A 24,529-nucleotide genomic window follows, 5' to 3' on the forward strand; every position below is an offset into this window, starting at 1 on the left:
GGGACTTTGCTAGAAGCCCATTGGCCCTATTGATGGGGGCAGGTCAGTGCAATCTTACTGAACAAAAACAATCCGACAACGCCAACGATGGCACCCGCTGCGAGGGCGACTGCGCAAGCATTTTTTGCTGACATGTTGTTGATCTTACCGATGCTTGGAATCAATGCATTCAATGCGCCAAAGCAGGGCGATACCTCTGATCAAATACAGGCAGTTGCTACAGGTAGCGAGAAGTTCGACACAGTCGTTGTGCCAGCTAGAGAAGATGGATTTAATCGACGCTATTTAGGCGAAAACTGCTGGTTTGCGATTAGGATCAATGCGAAGCATATCCCGAAGCTAAAATATATTGCTGCGTATCAGGTTGCGCCGGTGGCCGCAATAACTCACATTGCAGAGATTGAATCAATTATCCCGTACAACGATACGGGAAAATACATGATTCACTTCAAGGGGAAGGCAAAGCAGATTGGTCCAATTCCACGCTCTGTCGATAGTGATATCAATATGCAGTCGCCACGCTACGCGTTGAGAGACAAGGTGATCGCCGCGGAGAACTTGGACCAGGTATGGGCGTCGTCTGAATAAATGAATCAGCGACGGTGAAATTGGGATAACTGCTTCAATATGATTTTCTGGAGGATTAAAATTAATTTTGAGCGCTATCTTTGTCATAATTTTCTGGAAATAATTGATGTTGGCGTGTGGTGAACGTTTGGGATACTATTTTAGGTTCGGCATATGACGTCAAAAAACACGGGGCTGCTTATTTATTTCGATGAAAATAGGCGACGCGACTTGATTCGACAAAAGGTTGAGGGGAGTTATGAACCATTCTCGGATGCGCTAAGTGTCTATGATTGGGATATCGGGCAACTTAATATTGCGCTTCTGTGTTTTTCAGAAGTCACGATTGACTATATAGCTATAGCGAAAAAAGGGAGGCGTGTCGCGACTTCGAAGTCTAAAGTCGAATTCTCCAGCCTCGTGAATTTATCACAGGTTCCTCTCCCAGCCATTGAGTCAAGGCTTACAAATCGCTTAAAACAGTACTTCATTAAAGCGTCACAAGGTATTGGCGGAGCTATCCCAGATACCACATGGTCTGTTTTAGTTGATGCTATAAAGTTGGAACGTCCAGGATTAGCTGGCGAGATCGATCGACTTCTTGCACTCCGACGCTATTCCGGTCTCCGTCTGAGCGGTCAATCAGCCGAGATATTGATCCAGGAGAGGGAGGCTTTGGGCATCTCACTAGATATCTTCTCCGGTAGTAACCAGCTTCGCGAGCATGTGCTAACCGAGTGGGCGCCTAGCGAGGGTTTTGTTGAAGAAATAAATGAGGATGACTCATCAGCGAAGTTGGCTAACTTGCCAAAGGGGCAGTCATCATTTTTGATGGGGATACCAAAGCGCTACTTGCAAGAAGAATCTGCGATTCAGCATGATTTATTTAATTGGCCGGGTATGACTTCGATTCATGAGTCTGGAGTATCCGTCTTCAAGCAAGGTAATCGTTCGCTCAACGTTCTCTATGCAAATAGAAACGATCTTGAGCACACACTAGGGGTGGATTTAATTTACTATAACGAGTTCTATGGATTGTTTGTTCTTGTGCAATATAAATTGATGTCTGAAGAGGGTGGGGGTTTTGTATATCGTCCAGATGCTCAGTTTGCGAGTGAGTTGGAAAGAATGGATAATTTCTATAAGGAAATTCATTCCGACGATGCCATCAGATCTCATGCTGACTATCGACTGAGTGACGATGGCTTTATGATGAAAATGGTGCCAAACAGAGGACTTCAGCCAGCCTCTGGTGAGTTGGTAAAGGGGATGTATCTTCCGCGTAAATATGTGCATTACTTATTGAGTCCAAGCGGCCCCAAAGGGCCAAGAGGTGGGGTTCAAATCACCTTTGAAGATGCTCCTCGCTATCTCACGAATTCACAGTTTTCTGCCAGTGTTCACGATGGCTGGATTGGAACTCGGGGAGCTCAGTCTGAAACGCTCAAGAAAATGATCCGGAATTTCTATGAAACGGGCCGTGCAATACTTATTGCCGTCGAAACGAAGGATGTGCCTCAATTTACCAGGAAACCTTGGTATTAATTTATGTTCTTGGTGCTGATTTGAAGGGGCGTTGGAAGGTGTAGTGCGGTTTGATTTGCTGGAATGGAGTGTGTGGGAGGATGTATTTTGTAGAATTTAATTATTGGTGGATAAATATACAATACGGAGGATGTGCTGGATTGCCGTCTCCCCGCCACTCGAGTTTCATATGCTGAACGAGAATGCATAGATTTTTAAAGCACTAGTGGTGTCCTTTCGTGCATTACTGAGTTGTCTGGTCGACACATCGACAAGCGGTGAAGTATGGGATCCGCTCGACCCCAAAGGACGGATGCCTTTGTTCTCCGCTACTACGCACGCAAGCTCATCAATAACGTGCTCGATCAAGGAGGCCGTTTGCTCGAGCGAGAAAAACCCCCGACCTTAAGCGGATAGCGCGGCCGCGTGACTCTTCCCGATCGGAAGCAGAAGCACCGGACCTATGATCTCTTCGCCCAAGCGACACACAAGCTTGTGTGATTCAAGCCGTTGTAAGATTGGTCGCCCGGACGGTTCCAAGGTGCAATTTTTCAGCGGTGGTCCGATTCTCTATGTTCAGTAGGTTTGTGGCATCGGTGGCATCGACCGCGTCGACCAACCGTTTTCCGTGACGAATCGGAAGTAAGTGTTTGATTTGGTCGTTACGCGTGTTCAGCAATGGATTTGCTTTCAAAATCAGACGCGCAGCACCGTCACCTTTTGGGCGAAAAACGACACGCCAAGCGCTCGGCGGGTTATGCTCGCCGCTGGCACAATCTCCAGCGTTCGGCAGGGCAATCTAGCAGGTGGCTCACGTCGTTCGCGTCGCGCACTCGGGACATACCCAAGATGCGCCATTGGCCGCCCCTTAGCCAAACTTTAGGCCTTCCGAGCGGCGCTCATGGAGGTTGAGCGGACGCAGCACTATGAATGAAATCAAAACGGAGCACTGATGGCGAGCACTGAAGTAGACACCATCGACCTCACCTACGCAGACACACTGTGGAAAACCGCCGACACCTTGCGCGGCCAGGTGGATGCTGCTGAATACAAGCATGTTGTCCTTGGCTTGCTATTTCTCAAATACATCTCCGACAGTTTCGAGAGCCGCCGCGACGACCTGCGTGCCGAACTGACGAACGATGGCATCAAGGGCGAACAGCTCGAACGCCTGCTCGAATCGCGCGACGAGTACACCGCCGAGCGCGTGTTTTGGGTGCCACCCGAGGCGCGCTGGTCGAACCTGCAGAATCAAGCGACACGCCCCGACATTGCCACGCTGATCGATGATGCGATCCTTGCCGTCGAGAGGGACAACGCGAATCTCAAGGGCAAATTGCCACGCGACTACGCTCGCCGCGGCATCGAGCCGGTAAAGATGAAGGGGCTGATTGACCTCATCGCCGGCATCGGCTTCAAAGGTAGCCGGGGACGCGCACGCGACATACTTGGCCGCGTTGACCTGCCCCCATCAATAGGGCCAATGGGCTTCTAGCAAAGTCCCTTTAAACCAACTCCTGGAAAGCGGCAGGAGTATCCGCGGTTGCCCGATGTTTCGCCGCAAACTCTGACGGCGCAAGGTAGTTCAGTGCGCTGTGCGGCCTTTGCTCGTTGTAGTCCTGACGCCATGCCGCGATGACTGCCCGAGCATGCGCGAGCGTCGTGAACCAGTGCTCGTTAAGGCATTCGTCGCGGAACTTGCCGTTGAACGATTCGATGTACGCATTCTGCGTTGGCTTGCCCGCCTGAATCAACTTCAGAGCGACGCCGTTCGCATACGCCCACTGGTCAAGCGCGCGGCTCGTAAATTCGGGGCCCTGGTCTGTTCGCACCGCCTTGGGATAGCCACGGAAGCGAGCTGCGCGGTCCAATGCCCGAGCGACATACAAACCTGAGATGCCATGGTCGACAACGATGTCGACAGCCTCTTTCGTGAAGTCGTCGACGACGGTCAGGCACTTCACGCGCCGGCCGTTGGAAAGCGCATCCATCACGAAATCGATTGACCACACCTCGTTGGGGGCGCCCGGCAATGCCAGTTGCTCGCGCTCAATCATTACGCCGTGGCGCTTGCGACGGCGCCGCACAGCCAGCCCTGCCTCACGGTACAGGCGATAGATGCGCTTGTGATTGGCGTGCGTGCCTTCGCGTTCCACTAGGGCGTGCAATCGGCGGTAGCCGAATCGACGACGTTCGTGTGCCAACTCCACCAGACGCGCCGCTAGCACCTCATTCTCGTGGTCTGGCTTCGCGTCGTAATGCAGCACGCTGCGAGAAAGCCCGACAAGCCGGCAGGCGCGGCGCTCGGAGATGTTGACCTTCCCCCGAATCGCCGATACTGCTTCGCGTTTGGCTTGCGGGCTCAGGGCTTTCCCTTGACGACGACCTTCAACGCTTCCATATCGAGCATTGCTTCGGCCAGCAGCTTCTTCAGCCGGGCATTCTCCACCTCGAGGTTCTTGAGCCGGCGGGCTTCCGAGACCTCCATGCCGCCGAACTTCGCACGCCAAGTGTAGAACGACGCATCACTGAACCCGTGCTTCCTGCACAGTTCCTTGACCGGCATACCGGCCTCGGCTTCCTTCAGAAACCCGATGATTTGCTGTTCCGTAAAGCGCTTCTTCATGTTCGTCTTCTTCTCCGAAAACGAACTTTACTAGACTCCGGCTGGCCCTGTTTGCAGGGGGCAGGTCAGCGTCTACGAATACTTTCTGGGCAAGTTCGCCGCCGCCGAGGGTAAGCTGGGCGGTGAATTTTACACGCCGCGTAGCGTGGTGCGTGTGCTGGTCGAAATGCTGGAACCTTACGAGGGCCGCATCTACGACCCTGCCTGCGGCAGCGGTGGCATGTTCGTTCAATCTGAAAAGTTCGTCGAGGCACACGGCGGCCGGCGTACCGACGTCTCGATCTTCGGTCAGGAGAGCAATCCCACGACATGGCGCCTCGCGCACATGAACCTTGCCATCCACGGCATCGAAGCCAAGCTCGGCGAGCAACCTGCGGACACTTTTCTGCGCGACCAGCATCCTGATCTCAAGGCCGACTTCGTGCTTGCCAACCCGCCGTTCAACGTAAGTGACTGGTCCGGCCAGCTGCTGCGCGGCGACAAACGCTGGGCCTACGGTGATCCACCGGTCGGCAACGCCAACTATGCGTGGATTCAACACTTCATCCATCACCTTGCCTATCCGAACGGCAAAGGCGGCGGGGTGGCCGGATTCGTGATGGCGAACGGCAGCATGTCGAGCAATACTGGCGGCGAGGGCGACATCCGCCGCAAGATCGTTGAAGCAGACCTCGTAGACTGCATCGTCGCCCTGCCCGCGCAACTCTTCTTCACCACTGGCATTCCTGTTTGCCTGTGGTTCCTCACGCGCGACAAGACCGGCCGCAACATCCGTCGCGGAACGCCAAACCGCCCCGGCGGCCGTGCGGGCGAAACGCTTTTCATCGACGCCCGCAAGCTCGGCACGATGCAGACACGCGTTTTACGGGTCCTCACCGGCACTGAAGATGCCGAATGCGTTCCCGGTACGAGCGATCCTTTGCCGAACTCCGACGTTGGCCGAATCATCTACGCTTACCGGCGCTGGCGTGGCGAGCCCGCCCCTGACTGGTGGAACGAAGGCGAGCACGGTCCGTGGGCATTTACGCCCATCCCGGGCTTCGCCAAGCCCGCGACGATCGATGAGATCGCTAAACACGGACACGTCCTCACCCCCGGCCGCTATGTTGGAGCTGAGGAGCAGGTCGACGACGCCGAGCCGTTCGCCGAGAGGTATCCGCGATTGATGGCGGAGTTGGAGGAGCAGTTGGCGGAAGGGGAGCGGCTGAGCACACTAGTTCGCGAGCGCCTAAGCTTCATCACGGAGGGCGAGTAAATGCTTGGGATCTTCGACACGGCACCGGCTGCGTGGGAGCGAACCACGCTCGGCGAAGTCGTCGCGCGTGGAGGAGGGAGTGTCCAGACTGGTCCGTTCGGTAGCCAACTGCATGCGTCGGACTATGTGCCCGTAGGCATCCCTTCGATCATGCCCGTCAACATTGGCGACAACCGCCTGATCCGTGATGGGATCGCGTGTATCACCGAAGTGGACGCACAACGACTCTCCAAGCACATCGTTCGTAAAGGTGACATCATCTACAGCCGACGAGGTGATGTCGAACGACGTGCGTTAGTACGCGATGCAGAGGATGGGTGGTTCTGTGGCACAGGGTGTCTGAAAGTGCGACTTGGGCAGGGAGTCGTCCTGCCTGAGTTTGCTGCGTTTTATCTTGGTCATCCGGAAGTGCGGGAATGGATTGTCCGCCATGCGGTGGGGGCCACGATGCCCAACCTCAACACCGGCATTATGGAAGCAATTCCATTCCTCCTCCCTCCGCTGCCCCAGCAAGAATTAATAGCCGCAACGCTCGGTGCGTTGGACGACAAGATCGAGCAGAACCGCCGGACGAATCGGGAGTTGGAGGGGTTGGCGCAGGCGATGTTTAAGGCATGGTTCGTGGACTTTGAGCCAGTCAAGGCCAAGGCCTCTGGGAAAACTAGCTTCGCCGGTATGCCTCCCGCCGCTTTTGCCGCTCTCCCCGACCGCTTAACCGATTCACCGCTCGGGCAAGTGCCACAAGGGTGGGAGATACGACCGATCGGAGATCTCGTTGCAGTTAAGGGTGGAGGTACGCCAAGTACGAAAGTCGCGGAGTATTGGGACGAAGGCACTCACTTTTGGGCGACTCCGAAAGACCTCTCCGGTTTACAAGACCCCGTGCTCCTCGAAACCAGCCGGTGCATCACTGACGCGGGGGCCGAATGCATCAGTTCCGGTGTGTTGCAAGAGAACACAGTGCTGTTGTCGTCGCGTGCGCCGGTTGGCTACACGGCTCTTGCCAAAGTGCCGACGGCGGTAAATCAGGGGTTCATCGCTATGACATGCGATGGACCGCTCCCCCCGCATTATGTGCTCCACTGGACGCGATCCATGCTCGGGGAAATTAAATCACGAGCGAGCGGCACCACCTTTCCCGAAATAAGTAAAGGTGCGTTCCGCCCGATACTGGCGATTGTGCCTTCTGCAGTTGTAGTGCAAGCATTCGAGAGCTTCGCGGCGTGTTTGTTCGATCTTATTGAAGTGAATGTACGACAGCGTTTTTCACTTGAAGAGATGAGAAACTACCTGCTCCCACGATTGCTGAGCGGCGCGGTGAAGGTGCGTTCATGAGCGATTCGACCGCACGGGACCATGCCGAATTGGATTCCAAGAATCCAGCCGAAGCTTTACTCCAGTGGCGTGAGACGCGCGATGCGGATCGTTACCGTCAATGGTGTTTAGATATGTTTGAAGGATACGTCAGGGTCGGCGAACATGAGTTTCATCCGGCCGAAGTTCTGCGCCTGAAACCGGATGTGGTCGAAAAAACAATTTCTGAGTGCAGGTCTCAACTCTTGGATCAGGACGACGAGACGATCTGCGCTCAGTTTCCTTCACCCATCGCCATCCCATATCAACAAACCATTTACGGACCACGCGATCCTAATCGTCGGCTGACGCGTATGCGCGATACGTGGGAGGGGTTAATCAATTTACTCTTCGCCATGGTAATTGCGGAGGCTGGCCTGGTTGGAATCGGTGAGTTACCCGTGCAGGTGATCGAAACTGCCTCTAGGCGCGCCATTAAACACAAAGACTTGCGGAGCGACAAACTTTCCGTTCGGATTGGCATTATCGAGGGAATTCTCGAAAGCTGGCGTGCCACCGGCGTGCGTGCGGTCTTGGCGGATTTGATTCCGAGTGGTCTTCCTGCTGAATTGCGTCGTCTAAATACGGTACGCAATGGTTTTTCGCATCTGGGCACGCTCTCCGACGTGCAAGCGGCGCACCTGATTGATGAGAGTCGGCCCATATTGCACGATGTTCTCGTGGACTGCCTTTTCCTGGCGGATACGCAACTTGTTCGTCTAATCAAAGTGACGCCGGGAGTTCCACCTTATGCGGAAGTGGACAGATTAAACGGCCACTCGACAGCACGCCATGTCACAGACCTCGAATTGGATGCGGATGCGCAGAAAGTCGTAATGCAGTCGGGTAAGGTTGGATCATATGACCGCGTACTCGCCAAAATTCGTTCACAGTGTCTTGATCTGTCTCCCTACTTCTATGCTTGCGATGACGACTCGGGACACCATACCCGTATCGCATTCTTTAAGAAGCGAGCGGCGGATACGTGTCATCTGGAAGTTGTTGGTGAATCTCTTCCATTGACATCCGCGGCCAATTTACATGCTCCCGAGTTTGCCCGCTGCGAAGTCGCAGTTGTCGGGAGCCAGGGAGGCGCTGGCGATGAGTAGTATTTCTGAACGTTTCATCGAGGAGGAATCTGCCCGAGTGTTTGCAGAGGTAGGAATTCCCTGCGAACTGACGCCAGGCCTCGACTTCGATAATCGTGAGCGACCGGATATTAGCAGTGGAGTTCTTCCACGTCGACTCGTTGAACGCGTGCAAGGAATCAATCCAAGCCTGCCGCACTCAGTCAGCGCGGAGGTCGCGTTGGAAGCTAGCCGACCGCCCCACCCGACGCTCGTAGAGAACAATCGCTGGTTCCACGATTTGCTCATCAATGGTGCGCCCGTTGAGTACAAGGACGCAGCCACCGGAGAGACGCGTGGCGGGCGGGCGCGGTTAATCGACTTTGACAACCCGGCAAACAACGACTTTCTCGTTGTACGGCAGCTCACAGTCGCGGGAGCGAACGGCAAGACCATTCGGCCGGATCTGGTTCTCTACGTCAACGGTCTGCCATTGGTCGTGATCGAGCTGAAGGACCCGGCCAACACGTCGGCGACGTTGGAAGTCGCAATCGACCAGCTCGGGCGATATAAGACCGTCGCGCCCGACTTGTTCGTGCCGAGTCTGCTGCTGGTCGCTAGTGACGGGCTGCTGACGCGAGTTGGCAGTATCACCAGCGGCCTGCAGCGCTTCACGCCATGGCGGCCCGCCCATGGCGGCGAGCCAACGTTGGAGGCGTTGATTCGCGAACTGCTGAACCCCTCGGCGCTTCTGGACTATCTACTATCTTGCGTTGCTTTTGAGGAGGACGAGAGAGGGAATATCGTCAAGAAGGTGGCGGGATATCACCAGTTCCGGGCGGTGCGCAAGGCGAGGGCCAGTGTAATCAGCGCGATCAAGACGTCGGCGCGTAGCGACGATGTGACTGCGGGCAAGGGCGGTGTGGTTTGGCACACACAGGGCAGCGGCAAGAGCCTGACGATGCTGATGCTTGCCGGCACACTGGTGCGCGCGGCGGAGATGGCCAACCCGACTATCGTGATCGTGACCGACCGCAACGACCTCGATGACCAGCTTTTCGAGACTTTTGCCATGGGCCGGGCGCTGCTGCGGCAAGATCCCATGCAGGCAGAAGGCCGCGAACACCTGCGGCAATTGCTTGACCGGGCTAGCGGCGGTGTTGTGTTCACGACGATCCATAAGTTCACCGAGGCGCACGGCATGATCAGCGAGCGTGCGAACATTGTCGTGATGGCAGACGAGGCGCATCGTAGCCAGTACGGCTTTGTCGAAGGCGGGGCGCGGTGGATGCGTGAGGCGCTGCCAAATGCGACGTTCGTCGGCTTCACCGGCACGCCGCTGATGGCGGGCGATCGCGTCACTCAGAATGTGTTTGGCGAGTACGCCGACGTATACGACGTTCGTCAAGCCGTGGCTGATGGCGCGACCGTGCCAATCTACTACGAACCGCGGATCGTGAAGCTCACGATAGACGAAACAGGGGCTAAGGAAGCAGAGGCAAAGATCGCGCAGTACGCGACCCGCGATGAGTATGGACAGGAGACGCCGGAGAATGTTCGCATTTCACTAGAGGAGTTGTATGGCGCACCCGAGCGGCTGCAGCGCGTAGCGAAGTTTGTGGTCGAGCATTGGGAAGAGCGCCGAGCCGCGATGGAGGGAAAGGCGATGCTTGTGACCATGAGCCGTGACATCGCAGCGCGGCTATATGACGAGATTTGCAAGCTACGGCCGGCATGGCATGACGAGGACGACGCACAGGGCGCAATTAAGGTTGTCATGACCGGCGGCCCGAACGACTCTGAACACATGATGCGGCATTCGCGGAGCAAGGCGCAGCGAAAGTCATTGGCAGATCGGTTCAAAGACCCGACCGACGACTTCCGGCTGGCGGTTGTCGTGGACATGTGGCTCACAGGATTCGATGTGCCCTGCGCGCACACGATGTACTTGGACAAGCCGCTAGCTGGACACAACCTGATGCAGGCCATCGCGCGCGTGAACCGCGTGTATGGCGAAAAGCCCGGTGGGTTGATCGTCGACATGATCGGACTGGCGGACCCGTTGGCCGACGCACTGGCGACGTATGCGAGCGCTACGGGTGAAACAGACAAGCCGGTCAAAGAATTGCAGGATGAAGCGATTCCAGCCATGCAATCAGCGTTCGAGCAACTGCGCAGCTTCTTCCACGACTTCAACTACGCGGAGGCGCTGGACGCAATTCCGTCGAGGGTGTTGCGTGTGTACTTGGGTGCGATCGATCACGTGCTGGACGTGAAACACACCGTGGGCGATGAAACAGGCTGGCAGCGCTTCGGCGGCATGGTGAAGCGGCTGGCAACAGCATTTGCGCTTGCCGTGCCACGGGAGGAAACGCGAGACATCACCCCGCACCTGGCCTTCTTCCAACGTGTAGCCGCAATGATCCGCAAGCGGCTCACCGACGAGCGCGGACCGACGGAGAGTCGAAGCGATGGTTCCCCCGACATTGACGCCGCGGTGCGGCAGGTGATCGGTGGTGCGGTGGATGCGGGCGAGGTGATCGACCTGTTTGCCGCGGCAGGGCTCGATGCGGCACGACTGGACATCCTCAGCGACGACTTTCTGGAACGTGTGTCCGCCCTGGAGCAGAAGAATCTGGCTTTGGAGACGCTACGAAAGCTGCTGGCCGACCAGATCAAGCTCAGTGAGCGGTCCAATCTCGTGCAAGCACAGAAGTTCCGCGAGGCGCTGGAAAGGGCGATGCTCGGCTACACGAACAAGCAGATCACGACGGCCCAGATGATCACGCAATTGCTGGCACTAGCGAAGTGGGTGCGCGAGGCAAAATTGCATGGACAAGACCTTGGACTGAGTGACGAAGAAGCGGCGTTCTACGACGCCTTGACCGAGAATGGTTCGGCAAAGGAGGCCATGAAGTCCGACCAGCTTCGGTTGATGGCTCGCGAGCTGGCGGAAATGGTCAAGAAGATGCCCCGACTCGACTGGACCCAGCGGGAAAGTGTGCGGGCAGACCTGCGACGTAAGGTGCGTCGGTTGTTGGCAATGTATGGATACCCGCCAGACCTATCCGAAGAGGCAACACAGCTCGTCTTGCGCCAAGCTGAGTTGTCGACTGAGAACTCGGAGTAGCAGAACGGCCAAGCTCGATGGGAAGAGGCCTAACAACAAATGAGTTCAGCGGACGGCGTATACGCCGCCGCTGATGTTCGCTATCGAGTGGGCACAGACATCAAACGGGCGGGGCGTCCGCGACCGCTTGTCAAGAAGCCCCGCAGCGTGGCACCGTCGGGGCCTGTCGTTCAACTACCACTCCTGCTGGATGGAGTCAGGGCAGTCTCATCATTTTTGTTTTCCCAGTCTCGCGAAAAACCGCCCAGTTCCACGAATGGAGTGCGTAATCAAACGTCAATATTCCCCGCCCGCAACGCATTCGACTCGATAAACGCCCGCCGCGGCTCGACATCATCCCCCATGAGGGTGGTAAAGATCCCATCCGCAGCGATCGCATCTTCGATCTGCACACGCAGCAGACGCCGCACTGCCGGATCCATCGTCGTTTCCCACAGTTGCTCGGGGTTCATCTCGCCGAGGCCCTTATAGCGTTGCTTCGACACATTCCGCTCCGCATCCGCCAGCAGCCACTTCATCGCGCTCTTGAAGTCCGCCACGGCCATGCTGCGCTCACCGCGCTTGATGACCGCCCCTTCCCCAATAAGCCCCTTGAACGTATTCGCGGTGGTCACGAGTTGCTGATAATCCGCCGTGTGCTGGAACTCCTGGTCAATGACCGAAACGCGCACGTTGCCGTGGTGCGTTCGCTCGACATGCAGCGCCCGCTGTTCGCGAACCGGGTCATACGAAGGCACAACCCGCACTTCGTTCTTCAGCGCTTCATCATGCAACGCAGCGTGCAGCGCCTTCGCCGAAGCCTCGGTCGACTCTTCGTTGGAAAGATCGATCACCACCCCGTCCATGACCGCTTCCAGCGCCGCCGGGTCATACAACCGGCTCAACCGCTCGATCACGCTCTGCGACAGCAGATACGACCTTGCCAGCTCCCCAAGCGCATCACCCGAAATCGCCGCCGCATTCTCACCCGGCACCAGCTCCGACCCTTGCAGCGCCAACCGCAGCATGTGCGCGTTGAGCTCCACGTCATCCTTCAGATACCGCTCGTCCTTGCCCGCCTTGATCTTGTAAAGCGGCGGCTGCGCGATATACACATAGCCGCGCTCGATCATGTCCGGCATCTGGCGATACAGGAACGTGAGCAGCAGCGTCCGGATGTGCGCACCGTCGACGTCCGCGTCGGTCATGATGATGATGCGGTGATAGCGGAGCTTGTCGAGGTTGTAGTCTTCCTTGCCGATCCCGCACCCAAGCGCGGTCACGAGCGTGACGATCTGCTCCGACGACAGCAGCTTGTCGTAGCGCGCCTTCTCGACGTTCAGCACCTTGCCGCGCAGCGGCAGGATGGCCTGGAACTTCCGATCACGCCCTTGCTTGGCCGACCCACCTGCCGAGTCACCCTCGACGATGTAGATTTCGCACTTCGCCGGGTCTTTCTCCTGGCAGTCCGCGAGCTTGCCCGGCAGGCCGACGCCGTCGAGCACGCCCTTGCGGCGCGTCATCTCACGCGCCTTCCGCGCAGCATCACGCGCCCGAGCAGCTTCAACGATCTTCCCGCAGATGATCTTCGCGTCGATCGGCGTTTCCAGCAGGAACTCTTCGAGCGCCTTCGCCACAACTTCCTCAACCGGCGCACGAACCTCGGAAGAAACCAGCTTGTCCTTCGTCTGCGAGCTGAACTTCGGCTCCGGCACCTTCACGGACAGCACGCACGACAGCCCTTCGCGCATGTCGTCGCCGGTCGTCTCGACCTTCGCCTTCTTCGCGATTTCGTTGTCGGTGATGTACTTGTTGATGACGCGCGTCATCGCGGCGCGCAGGCCGGTCAGGTGCGTGCCGCCGTCGCGCTGCGGAATGTTGTTCGTGAAGCACAGCACGTTTTCGTTGTAGCTGTCGTTCCACTGCATCGCGACTTCGACGCCCACGCCGTCCTTCTCGCCGTTTGCGAAGAACACCGTCGGGTGCAGCGTGCTCTTCGTCTTGTTGATGAATTCGACGAAGCCCTTCACACCGCCGGCGAACGCGAAATCGTCTTCCTTGCCCGAACGCAGGTCGGTGAGGCGAATCCGCACGCCGTTGTTCAGGAACGAAAGCTCGCGCATCCGCTTCGCGAGGATGTCGTAGTGATACTCGACCGTGCCGAAAATGGTCGGGTCGGCCATGAAGTGCACTTCGGTGCCGCGGTTCTCGGTGTCGCCGGTCACGAGCATCGGCGACACTTCCACGCCGTCCACCACCTCGATCACGCGATCCTGCGCGACGCCGCGGTGGAACTCCATGAAACGCTTCTTGCCGTCGCGGCGCACGGTGAGGCGCAGCCAGCTCGACAGCGCGTTCACGCACGACACGCCCACGCCGTGCAGGCCGCCCGACACCTTGTAGCTGTTCTGGTCGAACTTGCCGCCGGCGTGCAGCTCGGTCATCACGATCTCGGCGGCGCTGCGCTTCGGCTCGTGCTTGTCGTTCATCTTCACGTCGGTCGGAATCCCGCGGCCGTTGTCGGTCACGGAAATCGAGTTGTCGGCGTGAATCGTCACGTGGATGTCGTTGCAGTACCCGGCCAGCGCTTCGTCGATCGAGTTGTCGAGCACCTCGAACACGAGGTGGTGCAGACCGGTGCCGTCCGACGTGTCGCCGATGTACATCCCGGGGCGCTTGCGCACCGCTTCCAGACCTTCGAGGATCTGGATCGACGAGGCGCCGTAGCTGCTGTTATCGGGTTGCGAATTGTGCTGTTCACTCATGGATATCTTCCGGTTCTGCGGGGCCACTCTCGTGGCGGCGCGGTGCGTTTCAGCGAGAAATCGCCGGGCCGCTCCAGTTTCCTGGCCCGCCCCAAGTGCCGAAAAGGCACCAAAAGGGCGGGTTGTCGGTTCGCCATAAAAACGCCAAAGGGGCTTGCCGCCCCCTGGTGTGTGTCGCGATGTCGTGCGCGTCAGATGCGCATCGGCATCACGACATACTTGAACTCGTCGTTCTCGGGCACGGTAATCAGCGCGCTCGAGCTGGCGTCGCCGAGGCTCACCTGCACGGTGTCGACCTTCAGGTTCGCGAGCACGTCGAGCAGATACGTGACGTTGAAGCCGATGTCGACGGTATCGCCCTGGTAGGCGATTTCGAGTTCTTCCTGCGCCTCTTCCTGATCGGCGTTGGTCGACATGATCTTCAGCTGGCCCGGCGCGATGATGCAGCGCACGCCCTTGAACTTGTCCGAGGTCAGGATTGCCGCGCGCTGCAGCGAACGCTGCAGCTCTTCACGGCCGATCTCGAACGTGTTCTTGTGCGCCTTCGGGATCACGCGCTGGAAGTCGGGGAACTTGCCCTCGACGAGTTTCGACACGAGCTCGACCTGGCCGAACGTGAACTTGGCCTGGGTCTGCGCGATGTCGATGGTGACGGTGTCGTCGATGTCCTCGAGCAGGCGCTGCAGCTCGAGAATCGTCTTGCGCGGCACGATGACTTCCTGGCGGCCGAACGTGCCGCCTTCGAGCTTCATCGACGAGAACGCGAGGCGGTGGCCGTCGGTGGCCACGGCCATCAGCTGGTCGCCGTCGACGACGAGCAGCATGCCGTTCAGGTAGTAGCGGATGTCCTGCTGCGCCATCGCGAAGTGCACCATGCCGAGCAACTGGCGGAACGACTTCTGCGGGACGGTGAGCGTGGCGCCGAAATCCTTCGCCTGCGCGACGGTCGGGAACTCGTCGGCCGCCAGCGTCTGCAGCGCGAAGCGGCTCTTGCCCGATTGAACGGTGAGGCGCTTGTCGGCGAGCGACAGCGTGACCTGGCCGTCAGGCATCGCGCGCAGGATGTCGAGCAGCTTGCGGGCCGCGACGGTGGTCGCGATCTGGTCGCCGCCGACGCCGAAATCGGCGCGCGTGGTGATCTGCAGCTCCAGGTCGGTCGACAGGAATGAAACGTCCGGGCCGTTCTTGGTGATCAGCAGGTTGGCGAGGATCGGCAACGTATGGCGGCGTTCGACGATGCCGCTGACCGTTTGCAGCGGCCTGAGGAGGGTGTCTCGTTCGGTCTTGACCAGTTGCATAGAGTTCCTTCGTTGAGTAACGGCCTGCAGCGCAGCAGCCACGCAGCGCCCCGCCGGCCGGGCTCTTGGCCCGCCACCACCGGGGCGGTCAAACCAGTATTGTGCCTCAAAACCGAACCGCCCCCCTTAAATTGGGGCGGAGGCCGAATTATCAAGCGCGGTGCGCGCGCTCAGCCCTTCAGCGTCTGTTCCAGCACGTGCAGCTCGTGGTTGAGCTGCGCGTCCTTGCTGCGCTCGTCGGCGATCTTGCGCACCGCGTGCAGCACGGTGGTGTGATCGCGCCCGCCGAACAGCTCGCCGATTTCCGGCAGGCTCTTCTGCGTGAGTTCCTTCGCCAGGTACATCGCAATCTGCCGCGGCCGCGCGATGTTCGCGGGACGCTTCTTCGAGTACATGTCCGCGACCTTGATGTTGTAGAAGTCGGCGACGGTCTTCTGGATGTTCTCGACCGAAATCTGCCGGTTCTGCACGGTCAGCAGGTCCTTCAGCGCTTCCTTGGTCAGCTCGATCGAGATCTCGCGGCCGTGGAACTTCGAATACGCGAGGATCTTGCGCAGCGCGCCTTCGAGCTCGCGCACGTTCGAGCGCAGGTGCTTCGCGACGAAGAACGCGACGTCTTCCGACAGGTTCACGCCTTCCGACTGCGCCTTGCGCATCAGGATCGCGACGCGCATTTCCAGCTCGGGCGGCTCGATCGCGACGGTCAGGCCCGAATCGAAGCGCGAGATCAGGCGATCGTCGATGCCCGAAATCTCCTTCGGATACGTGTCGCTGGTGATGATCACCTGCGCCTTGTTCGCGACGAGCGCCTCGAACGCGTAGAAGAATTCCTCTTGCGTGCGCGACTTGCCGGAGAAGAACTGGATATCGTCGATCAGCAGCAGGTCGAGCGAGTGGTAGTAGCGCTTGAAGTCGTCGAACGCCTTGCGCTGGTACGCCTTCACCACGTCCGACACGTATTGCTCGGCGTGGATGTAGCGGATCCGCGCGCCGGCCTTGTCGAGCAGCAACTGGTTGCCGATCGCGTGGATCAGGTGGGTCTTGCCGAGGCCGACGCCGCCGTACAGGAACAGCGGGTTGTACGAGATGCCGGGATTGTCCGCGACCTGGATCGCGGCCGCGCGCGCGAGCTGGTTGGCTTTACCGGTCACGAAGTTGTCGAACGTGAGCACCGGGTTCAGCTTCGAGCGTTCGTACATCGAATCGGCTTCGCCGCCGTTCGCGGGCGCGGCGCCCGGGCCCGGACGCCACGTGCGGCGGCCGGCCGCCGCTTCGTGCGCGGGCAGGCTCGGCAGGTCGATGTCGGCGTCGTCGGCGTTCAGGTGGCGCGCGGCGGCCGCCGACGGCGTCATCGGCACGTCGGCCGGCGCGGCGGGCGCAGCGGAAGCATTCGCGGTCAGGTTGGCGGCGATCGCGGCGACCGTCGCGGCGGGGCCGTTCGGGGCCAGCGGTGCACGCGGGGCGGCCGGTGCGGCGCCTGCGGGGGCGCTGCGCATGCCGGCCTTCGGATCGAGGACGAACTGGACTTCGATCGGCGTGTTCCAGAATTCGCGGGCCAGATCGGCGATCCGGCCCGAAAACTGGCTCTTGACCCAGTCCAGCTTGAAGCGGTTCGGCGCGGCGATGGACAGCGTGTTCGCCGACGCATCGAAGGCCACCGGGGCCAAGGGTTTGATCCACGTCACGTACTGCTGGGGCGTCAGCTCGCGCTCCAGCAGTGCGGAACAGTGTTGCCAGAAATCGTTCATCAAGTAACTGTCGTTTTTTGCGTGCACAGCGCGGCTCGCCCGCGCCCTTGTCGCAGTCGCGCAACAAGGCCCGAAGCGGTCGTGCGAGCGTGCCTCGGACGCCTGCGTCACAGTGTTGGAGGGGCAGGCGCGAGCCGAGGCGGCGTGCGGGATTCTTGGAGATAAGGCGAGATTCTAACGCCAAACGCGGCCACAGCGGGACTTATCCACAGGCCGGTTGTGTGGGTCGCGGGGCCGGATCGGCGCGGGCCGGCACAGGCGGACGACTGGTAAAGTATTGACCGTCAAGAGAAAAACGGTTTAAATAGCGGGTTCCGCGAAAACCAATCCTGTATTCCCGGCGATTGCGTTCGCCCGAATGCCTCCGGTTAAGGGCACGCGGTCCCCTGAATTTCGACATTCTCGAACAAGTGAGAACATCATGAAACGTACTTACCAACCGTCCGTGACGCGCCGCAAGCGCACCCATGGCTTCCGTGTCCGCATGAAGACGGCAGGTGGCCGCAAGGTCATCAACGCTCGCCGCGCGAAGGGCCGCAAGCGCCTCGCCATCTAAGGCAGGTTGCGCGCTGTGTCCGCCGTCCGCAGTCCTGCGGAAGGTGCCGTCGAGCCGGGTGCGAATCCGTCGCAGACGAAAGCCGCCTTCCCGAAAGCTGCGCGACTTCTGAAAACGGATGAATTTTCATCCGTTTTTCGTTTGCGCCCCTGGCGGCGCTCCGCGCACTTCGTGATTTACGGCAAGCCGACCGGTCAGCCCGCACGCCTGGGGCTCGTCATCGGCAAGAAGTATGCGCCGCGAGCGGTCACCCGTAACCTCGTGAAGCGGCTGGCGCGCGATCAGTTTCGCCTGCGCCGCGCCGAATTCGCCGGTTACGACCTGCTGCTGCGGCAGCACACGCGCTTCGACAAGAAAGCGCTGCCGAGCGCGGCTTCCGCCCCGCTCGCGGCGATGTGCGCGGCCGAGATCCGCGAGCTGCTCGACAGGGCAGTCCGGGAAATCGCCCGCCGTGCGTCGAAGCCCGCGTCCGAGTGACGCATCCGTGCCCGATGTGGCGTTCGCGCCCGCCCGGCCGGTTTTGACGCGGCGTCGTACGGCGCCGCCCAAGGTATGAAAACGGTATTGATCGCCTTGCTGCGCTTCTACAAGGTTGCCGTGAGCCCGATGCTCGGCAACCGTTGCCGTTTTTATCCTTCCTGTTCGGATTACGCGCGCGAGGCAATCCAGTATCATGGCGCCGCGCGCGGCACGTATCTCGCCGTCAGGCGCGTGTGCCGATGCCATCCGTTTTCCGCGGGCGGCATCGACCTCGTCCCGCCGCCCAACTCCGACACTCGCGCTCGCGGCGAAGCCGACGCGCGGTCCCATCGACTCTGAGACAACGCATGGATATCAAACGCACCGTCCTATGGGTGATCTTCTTCATGTCAGCTGTCATGCTGTACGACAACTGGCAGCGGGACCATGGACGCCCGTCGATGTTCTTCCCGAGCGCCACGCACACGGCTCCGGCCGCTGCCGGCGGCGCATCGGGCACGGGCGCGACGACCGCAGGTGACGTGCCTGCCGCCGCAGCCGGCGCCGCACCGTCGACGACGGCCCCGGCCGCGCAGGCGCAGCTCGTGAAGTTCTCGACCGACGTGTACGACGGCGAAATCGACACGCGCGGCGGCACGCTCGCGAAGCTGACGCTGAAGAAGCAGGGCGACGGCAAGCAGCCCGACCTGTACATCACGCTGTTCGACCACACGGCCGGCCACACGTATCTCGCACGCACGGGCCTGCTCGGCGGCGATTTCCCGAACCACAACGACGTCTACACGCAGCTGAACCCCGGCTCGACGTCGCTGACGGGCGACCAGAACACGCTGAAGCTGTCGTTCGAATCGCCGGTGAAGGGCGGCGTGAAGGTCGTGAAGACCTACACGTTCACGCGCGGCAGCTACGTGATCGGCGTCGACACCAAGATCGACAACGTCGGCACGGCGCCCGTCACGCCGACGGTCTACATGGAACTCGTTCGCGACAACACGGCCGTCGAAACGCCGATGTTCTCGCACACGTTCCTCGGGCCGGCGGTCTACACGGACGCGAAGCACTTCCAGAAGATCGACTTCAGTGACCTCGACAAGAACAAGGCGAACTTCGAGAAGTCCGCGGACAACGGCTGGGTCGCGATGGTGCAGCACTACTTCGCGTCGGCGTGGATTCCGCAGCAGGGCGCGAAGCGCGACATCTACGCTGAAAAGATCGATCCGGCGCTGTACCGCGTCGGCGTGAAGCAGCCGGTCGCCGCAATCGCCCCGGGCCAGTCGGCCGACGTGCAGGCGCGCCTGTTCGCCGGTCCGGAAGAAGAGCGCATGCTCGAAGGCATCGCGCCGGGCCTGGAGCTCGTGAAGGACTACGGCTGGGTGACGATCATCGCGAAGCCGCTGTTCTGGCTGCTCGAGAAGATCCACGGCTATGTCGGCAACTGGGGCTGGGCGATCGTGCTGCTGACGGTGCTGATCAAGGCCGTGTTCTTCCCGCTGTCGGCCGCGAGCTACAAGTCGATGGCGCGGATGAAGGAAATCACGCCGCGCATGCAGGCGCTGCGCGAACGCTTCAAGAGCGATCCGCAGAAGATGAACGCCGCGCTGATGGAGTTGTACAAGACCGAGAAGGTCAATCCGTTCGGCGGCTGCCTGCCGGTCGTGATCCAGATCCCGGTGTTCATCTCGCTGTACTGGGTGCTGCTCGCGTCGGTGGAAATGCGCGGCGCACCGTGGATTCTGTGGATTCACGACCTGTCGCAACGCGATCCGTTCTTCATCCTGCCGGTGCTGATGGCCGTGTCGATGTTCGTGCAGACGAGCCTGAACCCGACGCCGCCGGACCCGGTCCAGGCGAAGATGATGAAGTTCATGCCGATCGCGTTCTCGGTGATGTTCTTCTTCTTCCCGGCAGGTCTCGTGCTGTACTACGTCGTGAACAACGTGCTGTCGATCGCGCAGCAGTACTACATCACGCGCAAGCTCGGCGGCGTCAAGAAGAAGCCGGCCTGACGCGCGTTGCAGCCGCGGGCGGCCCGCCGTCCGCGATGCTCGCAAAAAAAGCCGCATGGTTCATGACCATGCGGCTTTTTTGTTTCGCGGCGACGACGCCGGCGGCGCGTGCGGCTGCTGCCGTTCAGGCTTTCTTCGCTTCGAGTTTCGGATCGCCGTAGAACTGCTCGACCAGTTCCTGCACGAGGTAGCGCTGATGCGGCGACAAGGCCTCGATCTTCGATGCGAGTTCGATCGTCTCGGGTGTCGGCGGATAACGTTCGTCGCGCGGCAGCGGTTGCGGCGTCGGATGTTCGATTACGCTTGGCGACGGCCCGTAATGCAGCCAGTGCACTTCGACGCGCAACCATTCGGCGAGCGTTTCGAGTTTGTCCGACGTCGGGATCGTGCGGCCCGTCAGCCATTTGTGCGCGGTTTGCGGCGAAACGGGGTGCGTTCCGCGATGACGCAGATTGAATCGGTTCGCCAGTTCCGTCGCGCCCGTGACCTTCTCCGGGCTGCGCCGCAGGGCGAATTTCAGGCGTTCCGAGAACGCGGCTTTTTCTTCGGATGTCGGCATGGGGAGATTGTGCAATTCCATCGCCGCGTCCCAGACAACCATATAGGATAAACGTATCTTGTTCGGACGAATCTCACCCTTGATCAGGATGGGGAACGAAATTGAGGGACGTAGTGCCAAGCCCCTCGGGCACGCATACTCGTCCGAAATGGTCGGTGTGTCACGACGCCGAACTGATACTCGGCTTATCCCCGGCGGGATAAATTCGGGCGTGTCCGAATCCGGCGGCGCGGCCGGTGGCGTGTGAGCCGGCACGCTACAATGCCGGCGTTCCGGTGCCCGAACTGTTGCGCGGGCGCACCATTGACTCGCTGATTACCCGATTTCTCCGATTCCCATGCTCGCTACCGATTCCGATCCGATCGTCGCCATTGCCACCGCTGCCGGCCGGGGCGGCATCGGGGTCGTCCGCGTGTCGTTCGGGCGTGGCGGCGAGGCGGCCGCGCTGCCGCTGATCGACGCGTTGTGCGGGCAAAAGCTCGCGCCACGCCACGCGAGCTACGTGCCGTTTCTCGACGCGCACGGCGCGCCGCTCGACCGCGGGATCGCGCTGTATTTCCCGGCGCCGCATTCGTACACCGGCGAGCACGTGCTCGAGCTACAGGGGCATGGCGGGCCGATCGTGATGCAGCTGCTGCTGCAGCGCTGCCTGGATGCGGGGCGCGGCTTCGGGCTGCGGCTCGCGGAACCGGGCGAATTCACGCGGCGCGCGTTCCTGAACGATAAGCTCGACCTCGCGCAGGCCGAGGCTGTCGCCGACCTGATCGAGGCGAGCACCGAGGCCGCGGCGCGCTCGGCCGGGCGTTCGCTCGACGGCGCGTTCTCGCGGCAGATCCACGCGCTCGTCGACGACGTGATCACGCTGCGGATGCTGGTCGAGGCGACGCTCGATTTTCCGGAGGAGGAAATCGACTTCCTCGAAGCGGCCGACGCGCGCGGCAAGCTCGCGAAGATCCGCGCGCAACTCGCGCACGTGCTCGGCGATGCGCGTCAGGGCGCGTTGTTGCGTGAAGGGCTGTCGGTCGTGCTCGCGGGGCAGCCGAACGTCGGCAAGTCATCGCTGCTGAATGCGCTGGCGGGCGCCGAGCTGGCGATCGTCACGCCGATTGCCGGCACGACGCGCGACAAGGTGGCGCAGACGATCCAGGTCGAAGGGATTCCGCTGCACATCATCGATACGGCCGGGTTGCGCGAGACGGAGGACGAAGTCGAACGGATCGGCATTGCGCGCACGTGGAGCGAGATCGAGCGCGCGGACGTCGTGCTGCATCTGCTCGATTCGCGCACGGGGATGACGGCGGACGACGAAACGATCGCCGCGCGGTTTCCGGCCGGCGTGCCGGTGGTGCGCGTGCTGAACAAGACGGACCTGACCGGCGTGCCGGCATGCGTCGAGCATCCGGCGGCGGAAGGCGATCTGACCGAGGTGCATCTGTCGGCGAAACGCGGCGACGGGATCGACATGCTGCGCGCGGAGCTGTTGCGGATCGCAGGGTGGCAGGCGGGGGCCGAGGGTGTGTATCTCGCACGCGAGCGGCATCTGATCGCGCTGCGGGCCGCGCAGGAACATCTCGCGCAGGCGGCGGATCATGCGGAGCAGCGTGCGCAGTCGCTCGATCTGTTTGCCGAAGAGCTGCGGCTCGCGCAGGAGCAGCTCAATGCGATTACCGGGGAGTTCACGTCGGATGATCTGCTGGGGGTGATTTTCAGCAGGTTTTGTATCGGGAAGTGAGCTGGCACGGAACTGTCCGTTGCCGCTGCCAGCGGCGTGCCATCGAGTACGAACGGCATGGGCGCTCACGCATCGTCATTGCCGGATGCCGAAACGAATTCAAACATCCGGAATGATGACGCAGTGCTCGGTCGGAAGACGTCAATCCCAATGACGATGATGATGGTAATACCCACCCCCACCGTAATACCCGCCACCATCAGGCACGACGATACAGCCGCTCAACAACACGGCGACGCCGGCAATCAGCAAAAGGGCCTTCTTCATCGCGTTCACCTGCTCGGGTTCAATATGAAACCCAGCATAGCGAGCGGCTCCGGCCCGGGCTGTAAGCGATCGTATCCCCGCGCCGCAATCCGTAACGGCGGATTATTCCGGTCACAATGACCGTAACAATTCGCCAAACAGCAGACGTTTTCAGGCGACGACGACCCGGTTTCGCCCCGCATCCTTCGCGCGATACAGCGCGGCATCCGCAGCTTCGATCAACGCGTCGGGGGTCGACAGATCGTCGGCCGACACGGTCGCGCAACCGACGCTGACGCTCACGCGCCCGGCCGGCGAGTCGGGCATCGCGAGGTCGAGCCGCAGCACGGCTTCGCGCACTTCGTCGGCCACCACCCGCGCACCGCGCGCGCCGGTGTTCGGCAGCACGATCGCGAACTCCTCGCCGCCGTAGCGCGCGACGATGTCGGCCGGCCGCCGCACCGCGCCGGCCAGTGCATTCGCAACGGCGATCAGGCACGCATCGCCCTTCACGTGACCGAACGCGTCGTTGTACGCCTTGAAGCGATCGACGTCGACCATCAGCAGAGACAGCGGTTCGCCTTGCCGCCGCGCCTGCAGGAACAGCGTATGGAAATGGTCGTTGAAGTGGCTGCGGTTGAACGCGCCCGTGAGACCGTCGCGCGCGGAAGAGCGGATCAGCGTCGCGTGCGCTTCGAACAACTGCTGATACAGCATCGTCACTTCCCACGCGAGCACGCACACGAGCACGCCGGGCGTGAACATGCTGAACACGCGCGCGACATACCAGCCGACCGTGAAGCGGTTGGTGGACAGCAGGTTCAGCGTCGTATCGGTGAGACAGGCGAGCACCGCGATCGCGAGCCACAGGTCGAGCGTCGTGCGCAGCCGGCCCGTGACCAGCACGGCCACGAGCGCGAGCGCGTTGAGGATCCACACGACGAGCGCGATGCCGTTGACGGGCAGCACGGCCGCGTCGCGCGGCGGATGGAACGCGGGCGGCAGCGACACGTTCAGCGCGAGCACGCACAGCAGCGCCGCCGCGATGGCCGGCCCACCGACGAGCGCGAGGGTCCAGCGGCGCGTCTCTTTCGCGCCGACCGGGGCGCGCGTCAGCCGTTCGCGTGCGAACAGCGCGGCCATCACGAAGCACGGAAAGCCGGCATGCCAGAAGACCCACATCCACGCGGCGCTTTGCGGGCGCGCGCCGAGCAGGCCATGTGGCGCGAACACGCCGGGAAAGGTGAGCAGTTGCAGCGCGACGGCGAGCGCGGTGAACGCATAGGCGCCGCCGAGCGCACCGAGCACGGGCTGGCGTGTCACGGTGAACTGCGCGCCGAGGAAGAACGCGGCGATGCTCGCGGTCGTGAACACGGTGAGCGCGCACATCGGCATGAAGGGCTCGACGGGCGGCAGCGCGACGTTCGCATGCGGCGCGGCGATCCCGAGCGTGAGCAGGATGACGAGCGCCGTCAGCGCGCCGAACCACAGCTGACGTTGCGTCGTGTGCTGGATCAGGATGCCTTCCATGGAGTCCCCCGGACACGCGTGCGACGCACCCGATCTTGCGCCGGGCGGCACGCCTGCCGATCGCGGCGCGACCGGTGCGGCCCGATCCTATCGCGTTATCGCGCTGCG

At 60.7% G+C, this 24,529-nt stretch carries 18 protein-coding genes and 1 pseudogene; 12 read left to right on the forward strand and 7 right to left on the reverse strand.

Going from position 1 to position 24,529, the window contains the following annotated elements:
- Positions 1-87: 87 nt before the first annotated feature.
- From DTA15_RS12035 to DTA15_RS12045, 3 genes are all read left to right on the forward strand, one after another.
- The gene (locus DTA15_RS12035) at positions 88-588 is read left to right on the forward strand and encodes a DUF8743 domain-containing protein (RefSeq protein WP_197535352.1); all 501 of its coding nucleotides are present in this window, start codon (positions 88-90) and stop codon (positions 586-588) included.
- A gap of 153 nt (positions 589-741) precedes the next feature.
- Positions 742-2,112 carry a hypothetical protein gene (locus tag DTA15_RS12040; protein ID WP_012492321.1) on the forward strand — a complete coding sequence of 457 codons (1,371 nt, stop codon included), beginning with the start codon at positions 742-744 and terminating at the stop codon, positions 2,110-2,112.
- Between the two features lie 931 nt (positions 2,113-3,043).
- The gene (locus DTA15_RS12045; protein ID WP_006493928.1) at positions 3,044-3,586 is read left to right on the forward strand and encodes a type I restriction-modification system subunit M N-terminal domain-containing protein; all 543 of its coding nucleotides are present in this window, start codon (positions 3,044-3,046) and stop codon (positions 3,584-3,586) included.
- A 10-nt stretch (positions 3,587-3,596) separates the two neighbouring features.
- On the opposite strand, the gene DTA15_RS12050 is transcribed toward DTA15_RS12045, so the two are convergent.
- A protein-coding gene (locus DTA15_RS12050) for an IS3-like element IS407 family transposase (RefSeq protein ID WP_102896096.1) occupies positions 3,597-4,717 on the reverse strand; the annotation gives its coding sequence in 2 pieces (ribosomal slippage) (positions 3,597-4,459 and positions 4,459-4,717; 1,122 coding nt in all).
- Between the two features lie 70 nt (positions 4,718-4,787).
- On the opposite strand from DTA15_RS12050, the pseudogene DTA15_RS12055 reads away from it, so the two are divergent.
- The 4 genes and pseudogenes from DTA15_RS12055 to DTA15_RS12065 form a co-directional block, all read left to right on the forward strand.
- Positions 4,788-5,972: pseudogene (locus DTA15_RS12055) on the forward strand (N-6 DNA methylase); the annotation flags it as partial.
- Positions 5,973-7,307, forward strand: coding sequence for a restriction endonuclease subunit S (locus DTA15_RS12060; protein WP_006490999.1), 1,335 nt, complete (start codon positions 5,973-5,975; stop codon positions 7,305-7,307). It abuts the pseudogene before it with no gap.
- The gene (locus tag DTA15_RS38255; RefSeq protein ID WP_012492322.1) at positions 7,304-8,434 is read left to right on the forward strand and encodes a hypothetical protein; all 1,131 of its coding nucleotides are present in this window, start codon (positions 7,304-7,306) and stop codon (positions 8,432-8,434) included. The genes DTA15_RS12060 and DTA15_RS38255 overlap by 4 nt, the downstream gene beginning before the upstream one ends.
- Positions 8,427-11,522 (forward strand): type I restriction endonuclease subunit R, encoded by a 3,096-nt coding sequence (locus DTA15_RS12065; RefSeq protein ID WP_006490994.1) that lies wholly within the window; start codon positions 8,427-8,429, stop codon positions 11,520-11,522. The genes DTA15_RS38255 and DTA15_RS12065 overlap by 8 nt, the downstream gene beginning before the upstream one ends.
- 269 nt (positions 11,523-11,791) lie before the next feature.
- Here DTA15_RS12065 and gyrB read toward each other — a convergent pair whose 3' ends face one another.
- The 3 genes from gyrB to dnaA form a co-directional block, all read right to left on the reverse strand.
- Positions 11,792-14,266, reverse strand: a complete 2,475-nt coding sequence (gene gyrB / locus DTA15_RS12070) for a DNA topoisomerase (ATP-hydrolyzing) subunit B (protein ID WP_006490993.1) — start codon at positions 14,264-14,266, stop codon at positions 11,792-11,794.
- 191 nt (positions 14,267-14,457) lie between these two features.
- Complete coding sequence (gene dnaN / locus DTA15_RS12075; protein ID WP_006490996.1) at positions 14,458-15,564, reverse strand: DNA polymerase III subunit beta; 1,107 nt, start codon at positions 15,562-15,564, stop codon at positions 14,458-14,460.
- Positions 15,565-15,734: 170 nt separating this feature from the next.
- Positions 15,735-17,312: a chromosomal replication initiator protein DnaA gene (dnaA, locus tag DTA15_RS12080; protein ID WP_012492323.1), complete on the reverse strand. Its 1,578-nt coding sequence runs from the start codon at positions 17,310-17,312 to the stop codon at positions 15,735-15,737.
- Positions 17,313-17,733: 421 nt separating this feature from the next.
- Between dnaA and rpmH the strand changes: the two genes are divergently transcribed.
- From rpmH to yidC, 4 genes are all read left to right on the forward strand, one after another.
- The gene (gene rpmH, locus DTA15_RS12085) at positions 17,734-17,868 is read left to right on the forward strand and encodes a 50S ribosomal protein L34 (RefSeq protein WP_004198824.1); all 135 of its coding nucleotides are present in this window, start codon (positions 17,734-17,736) and stop codon (positions 17,866-17,868) included.
- Between the two features lie 15 nt (positions 17,869-17,883).
- Positions 17,884-18,345: a ribonuclease P protein component gene (gene rnpA, locus DTA15_RS12090; RefSeq protein ID WP_006489941.1), complete on the forward strand. Its 462-nt coding sequence runs from the start codon at positions 17,884-17,886 to the stop codon at positions 18,343-18,345.
- Positions 18,346-18,420: 75 nt separating this feature from the next.
- The gene (yidD, locus tag DTA15_RS12095) at positions 18,421-18,687 is read left to right on the forward strand and encodes a membrane protein insertion efficiency factor YidD (protein ID WP_006489939.1); all 267 of its coding nucleotides are present in this window, start codon (positions 18,421-18,423) and stop codon (positions 18,685-18,687) included.
- Between the two features lie 8 nt (positions 18,688-18,695).
- Positions 18,696-20,354: a membrane protein insertase YidC gene (gene yidC, locus DTA15_RS12100; protein ID WP_006489931.1), complete on the forward strand. Its 1,659-nt coding sequence runs from the start codon at positions 18,696-18,698 to the stop codon at positions 20,352-20,354.
- 124 nt (positions 20,355-20,478) lie between these two features.
- Here yidC and DTA15_RS12105 read toward each other — a convergent pair whose 3' ends face one another.
- Positions 20,479-20,913: a transcriptional regulator gene (locus DTA15_RS12105; protein WP_006489946.1), complete on the reverse strand. Its 435-nt coding sequence runs from the start codon at positions 20,911-20,913 to the stop codon at positions 20,479-20,481.
- Between the two features lie 337 nt (positions 20,914-21,250).
- Between DTA15_RS12105 and mnmE the strand changes: the two genes are divergently transcribed.
- Positions 21,251-22,645 carry a tRNA uridine-5-carboxymethylaminomethyl(34) synthesis GTPase MnmE gene (mnmE, locus tag DTA15_RS12110; protein WP_006489926.1) on the forward strand — a complete coding sequence of 465 codons (1,395 nt, stop codon included), beginning with the start codon at positions 21,251-21,253 and terminating at the stop codon, positions 22,643-22,645.
- Between the two features lie 141 nt (positions 22,646-22,786).
- Here mnmE and DTA15_RS39015 read toward each other — a convergent pair whose 3' ends face one another.
- Together DTA15_RS39015 and DTA15_RS12115 are read right to left on the reverse strand one after the other, a co-directional pair.
- The gene (locus tag DTA15_RS39015; protein WP_256097665.1) at positions 22,787-22,912 is read right to left on the reverse strand and encodes a hypothetical protein; all 126 of its coding nucleotides are present in this window, start codon (positions 22,910-22,912) and stop codon (positions 22,787-22,789) included.
- 150 nt (positions 22,913-23,062) lie between these two features.
- A complete protein-coding gene (locus DTA15_RS12115) occupies positions 23,063-24,421 on the reverse strand; it encodes a sensor domain-containing diguanylate cyclase (protein ID WP_006489952.1) in 1,359 nt (452 codons plus the stop codon).
- Positions 24,422-24,529 lie beyond the last annotated feature (108 nt).

It is taken from the genome of Burkholderia cenocepacia, assembly GCF_900446215.1.
GTDB classification, from domain to species: Bacteria; Pseudomonadota; Gammaproteobacteria; order Burkholderiales; family Burkholderiaceae; genus Burkholderia; species Burkholderia cenocepacia.